The sequence below is a fragment of the Halomonas sp. KHS3 genome (assembly GCF_000830495.1).
Classification (GTDB): domain Bacteria; phylum Pseudomonadota; class Gammaproteobacteria; order Pseudomonadales; family Halomonadaceae; genus Vreelandella; species Vreelandella titanicae.
Window position 1 is genome coordinate 224,653 of the sequence record NZ_JWHY01000011.1, and the last position, 12,853, is coordinate 237,505.

Consider the following 12,853-nt stretch of genomic DNA (forward strand, 5'->3'; position numbering starts at 1 on the left):
CACCTTCCCCGCTTTCACTACCCGAACCTCTTCCTTGGCCCAAGGCCTATAGCATGCCTCCTACCGTTGGGATGAATGCGATAGAACTATCGAACGCGATTCACTCACGTGATATTAGTTGCAAAGAAGTAATCGCGGATTATCTCGCCCATATTTCACTACTCAATCCTATCGTTAACGCGATTGTCTCATTGCGTGACACTGATGATTTGCTTACTGAAGCCACGCAATTAGATAGGGAACTTGCTAAAGGGCAATCTCGCGGTTGGCTACACGGGATTCCTCAAGCCATCAAGGATTTATCTTCTACAGCAGGTATAAGGACGACGCTTGGCTCTCCCCTTATGGCCAACCAAATACCTGACACTGATACGATTATGGTGTCACGGATTAAGCGCGATGGCGCCATTATCATAGGAAAAACCAATACCCCTGAATTCGGCTTGGGCTCCCAAACCTTCAACACTGTTTTCGGTGCGACGCGCAATGCCTATCACCCACATCTAACAGCCGGTGGCTCAAGCGGCGGAGCCGCGGTAGCCCTGGCACTTCGCATGCTACCGGTCGCCGACGGTAGCGATATGATGGGCTCTTTACGTAACCCGGCTGCTTATCAAAATTTATACGGTCTTAGACCTACATTTGGGCGCATTCCTTCAGTATCAGCACCCGATCTTTTTGGGCATCAGTTGAGCACCGAAGGTCCTATGGCCAGAAATATCGAAGACCTTCGAGGTCTACTGGTCACGCAATCTGGTCACGACCCACGTGTTCCACTCTCTATAACCGACTCCTTAACCAACCTTTCTGGCTCTTTGAACGCTTGCCAGCACGGTAAACGCATTGCATGGCTTGGCGATTGGCAGGGAGAATTGCCCCTCGAACCCGGCGTACTTGAGCTATGCGAAAACGCAGTTAAACAGTTTGAACAGATTGGCTGCACCATTGAGCAACCTGATATGCCGATGTCGATGGAATCACTTTGGGAAAGCTGGCTGACACTGCGGCAATGGGCTATTTCCGGTAACTTGGTAGACACTTATCAAGCCCCTGAAAAGCGGCGTTTATTGAAACCAGAAGCGCAGTGGGAAATAGAACAAGGGCTTGCCTTGTCTGCACTGGATGTCCATAAAGCCAATGTGACGCGCAGCCAGTGGTATACAGAGCTAAATAAACTGTTCTTGCATTACGACTATGTCATGCTGCCCAGCGCGCAGTGCTTCCCCTTTCCTGTGACAACCCAGTGGCCAAGCGAAATTGCAGGCAAACCAATGGATACCTATCACCGGTGGATGCAAATTGTCATACCTGGCTCTCTCTCAGGCTGCCCTGTATTAAACGTACCTGCGGGCTTTAATGATAACGACCTACCGATGGGCATTCAGGTAATCGCACCCCATCGAGCCGAGCTAGCGCTATTGCAACTTGGTCAAGCCTACCAATCAATCTTGCCCAGTTGGAAATATCGTTTGCCGCCCTGTTTTTCTGAATAGCTTTTCTCAAAAAACCTTTGTGAAAAACTATGTTCTGTGAAGACAACCGCGACCCAACCGATACAGGCATACCAATCAATAAGCTATAAGATAAATCAGCCCGTTCTCTCTAACGGTGACTCCATCCTGCGTACACTGGAAACGAAATCGCTAAAGCGCTCGCCTTGAATCAATACATGGTCGCTCAGTGCTTGCTGGGCCGCCACAGAGTCACCCCGCTCAATAGCCTCGACGATGGTTTGGTGCTCGCTGAGGGAATTATTGACCCGCTGGCGCACTTGGAGCTGCAAGCGCCGGTAAGGCTTTAAACGTTGTTTAAGTTGGCGCGCTTCGCTGGCCAAAAAAGTGTTGTGGCTAGCGGTGTAGATACAGTCGTGAAAGCCTTCGTTTTCGTAGTAATACTCGTCGCTGTCGCCGGCCAGGGCCGCTGCTTCACAGCGCTGATGCGCTTCGCGTAATGCGGCCAATTCCAGCTCGGTAATGCGGCGTGCCGCCAAGCGGCCGCACATGCCCTCCAACTCCGCCATCACCTCGAACATCTCGATCAGTTGATCAATCCCCACTTTCGCAACGAAGGTGCCCTTCTTCGGGGAAACGGTGACCAAGCCGCTGGCGACCAACTGTTGAAAGGCTTCGCGCACAGGCGTTCGCGAAACCTGAAACTCGCGCCCCAAGGCCTCTGGATCCAGGCGCTCTCCCGGTAAACGGCGGCCATTGATGATGTCATCCTCAAGAGAATCTCTTAATCGCTGAGCATTGGATCGCTTGGTGCCGGTCATCTTTTACCTCCTTGGATCGCGGCTCGTCTTAGCCGTTTTAATGCTGTCATACAGTTGACATTAGCATACATAGCGCCTATTGATATATATATCAGCTCGACTGATAGATACATATAGCCCATCCAAACACACAACAACAACTGTTGGAGACGCCTCATGCAACGCTATTTGATCTCAACTGCTGCCGCTCTCGGTCTCGCCATTGCCGCTTCCCACGCCTCTGCCGATACCGTGCTACGCGCGTCGCATCAATTCCCCGGGGGGCAGGGAGATGTTCGCGACGAAATGGTGCAAATGATGGCCCGCAAAGTAGCCGATGCGGATGTAGGGCTGACCATAGAAGTTTATCCGGGCCAATCGCTGTTCAAAGCGCGTGAACAGTGGGGCGCTATCGCTCGTGGTCGCCTCGATATCACCTCTCTACCGCTGGACTACGCTAGTGGTCGGCATCCGGAATTTTCGGCTACGCTGATGCCGGGCTTAGTGCGTAATCAGGCCCATGCCCAACGTCTGAATGACTCTGAATATATGGACATGATTAAAGAAGTCATTCGCGAAGGCGGCGCTCGAGTACTTGCAGATGCCTGGTTATCCGGTGGCTTTGCATCTAGCGAACAGTGCGTTACCTCCCCGGATACCGTCGAGGGCCAAAATTTCCGTGCTGCGGGACCTGCGTTTGAACAAATGCTTGAGGCCGCTGGCGCCTCCATTGCCTCCATGCCCTCTTCCGAGGTGTATACCGCCATGCAAACAGGTGTGCTGGATGCCGCCAATACCTCGTCGATGTCGTTTATCTCTTTCCGGCTTTATGAACAGGTTGAATGCTTGACCGAACCGGGTGACTTCGCGCTCTGGTACATGTACGAACCCATTCTTATTTCTGAGCAGGTATGGCAAGAGCTTAACGAGGAACAGCAGGCGGCGCTGATAGAAGCCGGTGAAGCCGCAGAAGCCTTCTTTGCTGAAGAGGCCGCCGCCATTGATCAGGAAATGGTCGATCTATACGAGGAGAACGGCGTTGAGGTGGTCAGCATGAGCGAAGACGACTACAACGCCTGGCTCGATATCGCCAAGGAAACCTCCTACAAAAACTTTGCCGACAATGTTCCCAATGGCCAGGCCATTATCGATGCAGCGCTGGCCGTCGAGTAAGCAACCCATAAACGCCTAACGGCTCGGCTGCCCTTCGGGGTGGCCGTTTTCAACTGATGCTTGCTTAGCTTGGCGAAATAACCAGCTTGACGAGGGAAATATGGCACCTGCAACGACTCACAATGCCCTGGCGCGCGGGGGCATCATCGGCGGCTACATTCGCGTCATGGATAAGCTCTCGCGGCTTTCCGCCTATTTGGCCTGTGCCATGTTTATCGCTGGCGTATTAGTGATCTGCCAGATGGTCTTTATTCGCTACTTACTGGGGATGAGCACCAGCTGGCAGACCGAATTCACCATCTTCTCGGTGACGGCGGCGATGTTAATGGGCAGCCCCTATGTACTGATGACCGGCGGCCATGTCGCCATCACTATTGTTCCCGATGCCCTGGGCGGTATTACCCGCACCATTATGCGACTGATCGCTTCGCTGTTTGGGTTGGGTTTTTGTGCCGCCCTGGCATATGCCAGCTGGGTATATGTATTTGAGGCGCTCCACGGCGGCTGGACCACGGGTTCCGTCTGGAACCCACCGCTCTGGCCTGCCCTGCTGCCCATGGCCGTCGGCGCCACCCTGCTGTCGTTGCAGTATGTGGCTGAAATTTTGCGCGGGGAGAGCTAAGCATGGATCCCATTACGTTAGGCATTATTGTCGCCATCGCGCTGATTGCGCTGATGGCCATTGGCACCCCTATCGCTTTTGCCCTGGGCGGTGTATCGCTGCTGGCGTTGCTCTATGATCGCGGCCTTTCCGAGCTCACCTACTTCGGTGAAACCTTTTTTGACCGCATCGCCGAGTTTGGTTTTGTCGCCATTCCAATGTTTATTCTGATGGGGGCCGCGGTGGCCTCCTCCCCCACCGGGCGTGATCTTTATCGCTCGCTGGACTTATGGATGGGTAAGCTGCCCGGCGGCTTGGCAGTTTCCAACATCGGCGCTTGCTCTATCTTTGCTGCGCTCTCGGGTTCGTCACCGGCCACCTGTGCGGCGATTGGTAAAATGGGCATTCCCGAAATGCGCATGCGCGGCTACCCGGATGGCGTGGCGGCGGGCTGTATTGCCGCGGGCGGCACCTTGGGCATTCTAATTCCACCGTCGGTCACCATGATTATCTACGGCATTTCCACCGAAACCTCCATTGGTCGGCTGTTTATTGCCGGGGTGGTGCCAGGCTTTATGCTTGCGGGGCTGTTTATGATCTGGACGATGATCGCCTGCAAGATGGCCGGTGGCTATAACAACCCCATGGCTGAGTCCGTCGAACGGCTAAAACAGAACGTTAAGCAGAATGTTGATACCAACCTGAAAGCGCTAGTGCGCGTTCTACCTTTCCTGGGTGTGGTCGCGGGTATCCTGTTTGCCTTGTATGGCGGGGTGGCAACACCTTCAGAAGCAGCAGGTGTAGGCGCATTTTTGTGTTTGGCGCTGGCTATTCTGATCTACCGCATGTGGCAGCTGGGGCCGATCAAACTGATCATGCGCGACTCGCTGCGTGAAAGCGTGATGATCATGCTGGTGATCGCCACCGCCGAAGTGTTCGCCTACGCGCTCTCCTCCATGTTTATCACCCAAACTGTGGCCGCCGCGATTGCTGATCTTGAGATCAACCGCTGGGCACTGATGGGGGTCATTAACCTCTTTCTGCTGGTGGGGGGTTTTTTCCTGCCTCCCGTGGCCGTGATCGTGATGACCGCGCCGATTCTGTTACCCATTATCCTGGCGGCTAACTTCGACCCTTACTGGTTTGCGGTGATTTTGACCATCAACCTGGAGATCGGCCTGATTACCCCACCGGTGGGCCTCAACCTGTTCATTATTAAAGGCATCGCGCCGGATATTTCGCTGCGCGATATTCTGATGGGGAGCTTGCCCTACGCGCTGTGCATGGTGCTGGGTATCTTGCTGCTGTGTCTTTTCCCAGGCATCGCGCTTTGGCTACCTAACTTGATCATGGGTTAAGGAGTTCGACCATGAACATGCTGTTTTTGCAGGAGCTGTTCAACAACATCACCCAACGTGATGCCCTGTTGCGCCGCCGCCAACACGAAACGTCAACGCCCGACCATGGGCAGTTGGTCAAAGCCTGCCAGAAGCTGCTGGAAAGTGATGGCGAAGCTTCAAGTATTGCGCTGGCAAGCCGCGCGTTGGCGATCTATCAGCGCCTTTCACCGGTTGAGAAAAGTAGCTTTTTTGCCCGTTTAACGACGGACTTTGCTGCTGAACCCGGTCCCATTGATGCAGCCTATCTGGCGTATCAAGAAGTGCGCGATAACCAATCGCTACAGCGCCTGTTTGAAGCCTGCGAGCCGCGGCGCCAAGAGCTTTTCCGGCGCTTAAACCTGGCCAGCGACGGTACTTATGAGCTGGTTAAAATGCGTGAGGATCTGCTGGCGCTGCTGCGCGAACAGCCGGAACTGGCGGCCATCGACGACGACTTTGCTCACCTGTTTGGCTCCTGGTTCAATCGCGGCTTTTTGATGCTCAAGCGCATTGACTGGAACACCCCCGCGTCGATTTTAGAGAAAATCATTCGCTACGAGGCAGTACACGAAATTCAAGACTGGGACGACCTGCGCCGACGGCTGGATGCACGCGATCGGCGCTGCTTCGCCTTTTTCCACCCGGCGATTGGCGACGAGCCGCTGATCTTTGTCGAAGTCGCCCTGCACAAGGGTCTGCCAAGCCGTATCCAACCGATCTTATCGGGCGAAAGTTCTGGAAATAGCTCTGGAAATCGAAAAGCCATCGATGAGCCCGAGGATGCCGATACCGCAGCGTTCTTCGGCATTAGCAACTGCCAGACCGGCCTACGCGGCATCTCCTTCGGTAACTTTTTGATCAAACAGGTGGTGCAAGAGCTCTCCCAGGAGCTACCGCAGCTTAAATACTTTGTCACCCTCTCGCCGGTGCCTGGCTTCGCCCAGTGGCTTCAGGAGCAGCGTGATGATGAGCAGCTTCCCGCGTCGCTGCGTCAATCACTCAAAGGGCTTGAAACACCGGGGTGGCATCAGAACAAAACCCGCGAAGAGCAGCTCAAAGCCGCCATTCGCCCACTGGCCGCCCGTTACCTGATTGAAGAGAAGAACCGTCACGGCCTGCCGCTCAACCCGGTGGCCCGCTTTCACCTCGGCAACGGCGCCGAACTTCATCGCATTAACTGGCTGGGCGATATCTCTGAGAAGGGCTTTAAACAGGCCGCGGGACTGATGGTCAACTACCTCTATGTGCTGGACGATATCGAACGCAACCACGAAAACTATACCGCCAAGGCGACCGTTGCTTGCTCAAGTGAGGTGCGTGACCTCGCCAAACGCGCCCGCAAGCTGGCCAAGGGAGAGACCACCAAATGAGCCACAACCTATTTGAAACCTTTGCGGCCAAAATGCGTGAGCGCGCAGAGGCCGATTTTATTACTACCCGCGATGGCCGCCGCTATAGCTATACCGATGCGCTGACCATCAGTGCGCAGCTTGCCGGAGCGCTAACCGAGTTAGGCGTTAAGCAAGGCGACCGCGTTGCCGTGCAGGTAGATAAAAGCCCTGAAGCTATTTTGCTTTACCTGGCCTGCCTGCGCATCGGTGGCGTCTATCTGCCCCTCAATACGGGCTATACCGGCGATGAGATTCGCTACTTTTTAAATGACGCAGAGCCGGCGCTGTTTGTTTGTCGCCCCAAAATAGAAGAGCAAGCGCGGTCACTTGCTACTGAGACTGGCTGTCCGGCGGTGGTCACCCTGGGCAGCGCCGCCGATGGCAGCCTGATGAAAACCGCCCAAGCGGCAGCCCCAAGAGAGGACATCGTGGCACTTGGCGAACGCGACCTGGCCGCTATTCTTTACACCTCGGGTACCACCGGGCGCTCCAAAGGCGCCATGCTAACGCACAAAAACCTCGCCTCTAATGCCGAGACCCTGGCCAAAGCGTGGCATTTCAGCGCTGATGATCGGCTGATCCATGCACTGCCGATTTTCCACACCCACGGCTTATTCGTCGCCTGCAACGTCACCTTGATAGCGGGCGCCAGCATGCTCTTCCTGCCTAAGTTCGATTCCGATGTCATTTTTGAAGAGTTGCCCCGTGGCACTGTGATGATGGGCGTTCCTACCTTCTATACGCGCTTGGTTCAGGACGAACGACTGACCCCAGAAGCGACTGCCAACATGCGGCTGTTCGTTTCCGGCTCTGCTCCGCTCACCGCCGAGACCCATGAGGCGTTTGAAGCCAAAACGGGCCATGCGATTCTTGAGCGCTACGGTATGACCGAAACCAATATGAACCTCTCCAACCCCTATGACGGCGCCCGCCGAGCAGGCACTGTGGGAATGCCGCTACCCGGCGTGGAGATGCGCATTACCAACCGAGAAAGCGGCGATGAGGTGCCGTTTGGCGAAATTGGCATGCTGCAGATCCGCGGCCCGAATGTGTTTATCGGCTACTGGCGGATGCCTGAAAAAACCCGTGAGGAGCTGTTAGACGACGGCTTTTTCATTACCGGCGATCTAGCCATGGTCGACGATCAGGGCTATGTACATATTGTTGGCCGCGACAAAGACCTGGTGATTTCCGGCGGCTATAACGTCTACCCCAAAGAGGTAGAGCAGGTGATCGACGAGCTCGATCAAGTCGCCGAATCCGCGGTAATCGGCCTGCCGCATCCCGACTTTGGCGAGGGCGTGACCGCCGTGGTCGTACGCCAGCAAGGCGCTGATCTTGGAGAAAACCAGCTTGAAGAGGAGGAAGTAATCACCCATTTAGATGGTCGGCTCGCTAAGTATAAGCAGCCCAAGCGGGTCTTCTTTGTCGATGAACTGCCCCGCAATACGATGGGCAAAGTACAGAAAAATGAACTGCGCAAGCGGTTCAACGACACCTACCAAACCCCTTAGTCGCGACTCCTAAGGTTTACCCATCCCTGAACGTTTGCCCCAACTCTTTAGCCCGGAACGATACGGCAAAGAGGCGGGGCGTTTTTTTGCGAAAAGGAACCATTTGCTCTACTAAATGTTAAGGTAAGGTCACTTAACAAACGATGGAGCAGATTGCCTTGACTACGCCTACCGTTACCAACGGCATCACCGCCACCGAGCTATATAAGTTAGTCAGTCAGCCAGCGCACAACAGCGCTGGAGATGCGCCCCTTGAGTGGCCTGAGGGCACTATCAGCCTGGATGAGACGAATCAGACCCTGATCTGGGAGCTTAACGATTACGGCAACTTGCCGATTACCCTGTCGCGCAGCGAAAATGAGTGGGTCGCCATGGCGCCTATCGTTGCCGTGGAGAGCGTTAAAAACACCGCTGAGCTCAACGAAGTACTGCTGCGCCAGGGCATTGCGTTACCGCTGGCCTCCGTGGGGATTGTCGAGATCGACGGTCACGACTTCTATGTGGCTTACGGGCAATTGTTTGGCGACTCAAAACTTGAATCAATTTGCGCCGAGCTCCACGCCACGGCCAGTGCGGCCATGGATGTTGCCGAACTGATTCAGACCCATTTCGCCTAACGTTAGTTAATTGGTCAATGTCACTTGCACAGTGGCACTTTACAGTCCTTTTTTTAAGAGAAATTTCTTATGTTAAGCAAAATCATGACGGCGCTACGTGGCAAAGCAAATGAAACCGGTCAAGCGGTGGTGGACTCCCAGGCGCTGCGCATTTTAGACCAGGAAATCCGCGACTCAGAAAATAGCCTGAGCCAGTCTAAAACTGAGCTTACCCGCCTGATGGGCCAGCGCCAGTTGAACAGCAATAAAGCCGACACGCTGGAAAGCAAAATTGCCGAGCTGGAAAAAAGCGCTGAAGCCGCTTTGGATAAAGGCGAGGAAGCGCTGGCCGTGGAAGTCGCCGAGCGCATGGTGGCGCTACAGGATGACCTGGAGGCGGAACGTGCCATTATTAGCGAGTACGACGCCAGCATCGAAAAACTGCGCGGCGCTATTCGCGGTACCGACAACCAGCTTCGCCAACTCAAGCAACAAGTGAGCGTGGTCAAAGCCACCGAGTCGGCGCAGAAAGCCCAATCCGCCGTGGCCGCTCGCCACTCGGGTCAGAACAGCGCCATGAGCAGCGCCATGGAATCCCTGGAGCGCATTAAAGAGCGCCAACAGCTTAACTCAGCGCAAATGCAGGCTGCTGACGATATGGCCGCAGAAGAGAGCGGCAGCTCGCTGGAAGCCCGCTTGAAAGCAGCCGGTGTGGGTGGCCAGAATCGCAAAGCAGACGACGTGTTAGCGCGCCTGAAAGCGAAGAAAAACGCCGCACAGGAATAAGCGTTAAGAGCAAGTCAGCGTTTAAATTTATTAGGGAGCCAGGCCATGTTTAACACCCTCAAGGCACTTTTTCGCGCTACGACGGAGAAGCCACACGAGCCTAACGAAGGCCGCCCGGTGGCCGCTGGCCTGCCTATGAGTATCAGCCAAGAAGACCTTGAGGACCTACGCCTGGATGGGCGCGTCAATATTAAGCTGATCGGCCTGCGCGCCCACCCCGATGCGCTGTTTCGCTGGAACGACGATGCCTACCATCATATAGCTGCCGTGGGGCACGTCGATCTTGGCCAAGGAGCGTACCTGGTGCGCTTCTATCTGGATAACGACACCTGGCTGCAGGCCAATATTGAGAACGGTCAGGTGCTTGAATATAAGCTGTTCGACTTTTACCGTGTTGCCCATCTCTCGGATGCCGAATTTGATCATTTGATAAACGGTGAAGATAAACAGCCCGACAGCATCGGCGCCCAAACCATCGCGCTCACCTCAACCACTGAGGAGGCGCGCAGTTGCACCTATCAGCGAGTGTGGGGGAATGATGACAGCCTGTGGTCGCCGCCGGTGGTTTTCGAAGAGCAGGTAATGACCACCGAGAGCGTGTCGGCGCGCCATGTGACCCACCATGCCATGCTCTATGAGCGTACCATCGAAGGCGCTGAGCGTATGGAGTACTTACTGCTGAGCGCAGAAAGCGATGGCGAAGGCAGCTTTATGGTGGTGCACAACGTGGGGGTAGATGTGGCCTCCGTCGATATCGACGCTGTTTGACCCGCAAGTCTATTTTTAAGCTACTGAAAAGGAAGCAACCACCATGGTGAATTACCTCTACGGCCTGCCATCATTTATCGCCTATCTAGTCACGGCGATTGTACTGCTCGCCGCCTTTATGTACTGCTACAGCCGGATTACCCCGCACCACGAGTGGACGCTGATTCGCGAAGGTAATGCGGCCGCTGCTTCTGCCTATGGCGGCTCCATTTTAGGCTTCACCATTCCGCTGTACAGCGCGATGGCAAACTCCATTAGCTTCATCGATTTTGTGCTCTGGGGCATTGTCGCCTTTATCGTTCAACTGGCCACCTTCTTTGGCGTTAAGTTGTTTCTGCGCAAGCAGGGCGAAAGCCTGTCTCAGCACATTACCGAAGGCCACCAGGCCTACGGCATTTTAATGGCCAGCGTGGCCGTGGCAGTCGGCTTACTCAACGCCGCTTCGATGACTTGGTAACGACGTGGTAAAGGAGAGCCTGCATGTCAAAACACGATAGTACCCCTCATTTGCCGCGCCGCAAGCGCAGCGGGCGCTTGTCACTGGCAATGATGGGCGCCAGCGCCTTTGGCCTTACCGCCTGTGGCCAACCGCCCCAGGAAGAGCAAATCACCGATATAGAGTTCGACCAGCCGCGCAGCTTTCAAAGCGTTGAGGATTGTGTTGCGGAGAATGTCTATACCCGTAGCGCCTGTGAAGATGCTTACGAAGCCTCATTAAAAGAGGTGCCACGCTATAGCACCCTGGAGGAGTGCGAAGCGGAGAATGGTGAAGGCGCTTGTACCGCGCCGACCGAAGAGCAGTCTCAAGCGGCTACGGGTAGCACCGGCGGCAGCTGGTTCATGCCTGCCATGATGGGTTATATGGTCGGCAGCATGATGTCCAACACCAATCGTGGACGCTCCTTCGAGCGGGTGTATCAGGAGCCGGTGTACCGCAATCGCCAGAACCAGGGCAACTGGAACACGGCCTCTAGCCAGGCGACTCAGCGCGTCACTCAGCGTAACGATGCCATGCGTAGCTCAGTGGCTCAGAACCGCCAAGCCGCGTCTCAGCGCCGAGGCTTTGGCTCACGCTCTTCTGCCCGCGGCGGCTGGGGCTCATAACCCCCAGGCAAACATTACTATGCTGCGAATCGATATCCCTGAAAGGAAAGAGTGGAAAGCCCTGGCCCACGAGCTGGGCTTTCATTTTCATACCATCGACGGGGAGCCTTACTGGAAAGAGGATGCCTACTACCAGTTCAGCCTAGAGCAGGTAGAGCGAGATATCGAAGCGCCTACCGAGGAAGTGCATGAGATGTGCATGGAGCTGGTGGACAAGGTTTGCCACTCCAATGCGCTTATGCAGCGTCTGGCGTTGCCTGAACACATGTGGGACAGCATCCATAATTCCTGGAAGTCGGGCCAACCGCACCTCTACGGGCGGATGGATTTTGCCTATTCAGGCGATGGCCCGGCGAAACTGCTGGAACTCAACTACGACACCCCTACCTCACTCTACGAAGCAGGCTTCTTTCAGTGGGTGTGGCTTGAGCAAGCTATCCAACAAGGCATCCTGCCGCGCCATGCGGATCAGTACAACTCGATTCAAGAGCGCTTGATCAATGCTATGGCGCACCTTGGCGATCGCATTGAAGCGCGTACGCTCTACTTCTCCTGTATCAAAGATAATGCCGAAGAGCGCGCCACCGTGCATTATTTACAAGACGTGGCGGTGCAGGCAGGCCTCAATGCGCCCTTTATCTTCACCGAAGATATTGGTCTACGCCCAGGGACGGAACACTTTGTTGACCTTGATGACCAGCCTATCCACGCCCTGTTCAAACTCTACCCCTGGGAAGAGATGGCCGACGATGCGTTTGGCGAATATATCCCGCAGCTAAACACCCACTGGTTTGAGCCGCCCTGGAAAGCCATTCTCTCCAACAAGGGGATTCTGCCCCTTTTATGGGAGCACTTTAAGGGCCACCCCAATCTGTTACCAGCGTTTTTTGAGGATGCCAACAGCCCCCCACTGCCTGCGGGCTGGGTGCGTAAACCGTTCTTCTCCCGGGAAGGCAGCAATGTGGAGCTGATCACTCCAACTGGCCAGCGGGAGGCCGTGGACGGCCCCTATACCGACAGCCCATGGATTCGTCAGGCCTACCACCCGATGCCGTGCTTTGGTAATAACCACGCCTTAATTGGCAGCTGGGTAGTGGGCGACCGTGCCTGCGGCATGGGCATTCGTGAAGACGTTGGTCGCATCACCAAAGACTCCTCCTGCTTTGTGCCCCACGCGATCGTGTAAGCGCAAGTACCAAAATACACTTATGACAGGCTAGCCAGTCCTCACAAAAAAAGCTGAAATCGTTGCCACTACCCTAAGTAGAGTGGTAAGTATCACTCTACTTC

The 12,853-nt window shown here is 55.1% G+C and carries 13 protein-coding genes; 12 read left to right on the forward strand and 1 reads right to left on the reverse strand.

Going from position 1 to position 12,853, the window contains the following annotated elements:
* The first annotated feature begins 53 nt into the window (after positions 1-53).
* Positions 54-1,493 carry an amidase gene (locus RO22_RS21100; protein ID WP_041159330.1) on the forward strand — a complete coding sequence of 480 codons (1,440 nt, stop codon included), beginning with the start codon at positions 54-56 and terminating at the stop codon, positions 1,491-1,493.
* A 95-nt stretch (positions 1,494-1,588) separates the two neighbouring features.
* Here RO22_RS21100 and RO22_RS21105 read toward each other — a convergent pair whose 3' ends face one another.
* On the reverse strand, positions 1,589-2,272 hold the full coding sequence (locus RO22_RS21105) for a GntR family transcriptional regulator (protein ID WP_041159331.1): 684 nt from the start codon (positions 2,270-2,272) through the stop codon (positions 1,589-1,591).
* A 156-nt stretch (positions 2,273-2,428) separates the two neighbouring features.
* Here RO22_RS21105 and dctP point away from each other — a divergent pair, with 156 nt between their 5' ends.
* The 11 genes from dctP to RO22_RS21160 all read left to right on the forward strand — a co-directional run bounded on the left by dctP (position 2,429) and on the right by RO22_RS21160 (position 12,749).
* Positions 2,429-3,424, forward strand: a complete 996-nt coding sequence (gene dctP, locus RO22_RS21110; RefSeq protein WP_009285859.1) for a TRAP transporter substrate-binding protein DctP — start codon at positions 2,429-2,431, stop codon at positions 3,422-3,424.
* Positions 3,425-3,524: 100 nt separating this feature from the next.
* Positions 3,525-4,046: a TRAP transporter small permease subunit gene (locus tag RO22_RS21115; protein WP_041159332.1), complete on the forward strand. Its 522-nt coding sequence runs from the start codon at positions 3,525-3,527 to the stop codon at positions 4,044-4,046.
* A 2-nt stretch (positions 4,047-4,048) separates the two neighbouring features.
* Positions 4,049-5,383, forward strand: a complete 1,335-nt coding sequence (locus RO22_RS21120) for a TRAP transporter large permease (RefSeq protein ID WP_041159333.1) — start codon at positions 4,049-4,051, stop codon at positions 5,381-5,383.
* 11 nt (positions 5,384-5,394) lie between these two features.
* Positions 5,395-6,774, forward strand: a complete 1,380-nt coding sequence (locus RO22_RS21125; protein WP_041159334.1) for a malonyl-CoA decarboxylase — start codon at positions 5,395-5,397, stop codon at positions 6,772-6,774.
* A complete protein-coding gene (locus tag RO22_RS21130) occupies positions 6,771-8,309 on the forward strand; it encodes a malonate--CoA ligase (RefSeq protein ID WP_041159335.1) in 1,539 nt (512 codons plus the stop codon). The genes RO22_RS21125 and RO22_RS21130 overlap by 4 nt, the downstream gene beginning before the upstream one ends.
* A 158-nt stretch (positions 8,310-8,467) precedes the next feature.
* Positions 8,468-8,926 carry a DUF2170 family protein gene (locus tag RO22_RS21135; RefSeq protein ID WP_235270540.1) on the forward strand — a complete coding sequence of 153 codons (459 nt, stop codon included), beginning with the start codon at positions 8,468-8,470 and terminating at the stop codon, positions 8,924-8,926.
* A 69-nt stretch (positions 8,927-8,995) separates the two neighbouring features.
* Positions 8,996-9,691, forward strand: a complete 696-nt coding sequence (locus tag RO22_RS21140; RefSeq protein WP_035580781.1) for a PspA/IM30 family protein — start codon at positions 8,996-8,998, stop codon at positions 9,689-9,691.
* A 45-nt stretch (positions 9,692-9,736) separates the two neighbouring features.
* Complete coding sequence (locus RO22_RS21145; RefSeq protein ID WP_041159336.1) at positions 9,737-10,459, forward strand: DUF2491 family protein; 723 nt, start codon at positions 9,737-9,739, stop codon at positions 10,457-10,459.
* Between the two features lie 43 nt (positions 10,460-10,502).
* On the forward strand, positions 10,503-10,916 hold the full coding sequence (locus RO22_RS21150; protein ID WP_041159337.1) for a DUF350 domain-containing protein: 414 nt from the start codon (positions 10,503-10,505) through the stop codon (positions 10,914-10,916).
* Between the two features lie 23 nt (positions 10,917-10,939).
* Entirely contained in the window at positions 10,940-11,563 is a 624-nt protein-coding gene (locus tag RO22_RS21155; protein ID WP_027957008.1) for a DUF1190 domain-containing protein, read from the forward strand.
* A 19-nt stretch (positions 11,564-11,582) separates the two neighbouring features.
* Positions 11,583-12,749, forward strand: a complete 1,167-nt coding sequence (locus tag RO22_RS21160; RefSeq protein ID WP_041159338.1) for a glutathionylspermidine synthase family protein — start codon at positions 11,583-11,585, stop codon at positions 12,747-12,749.
* Positions 12,750-12,853: the final 104 nt, after the last annotated feature.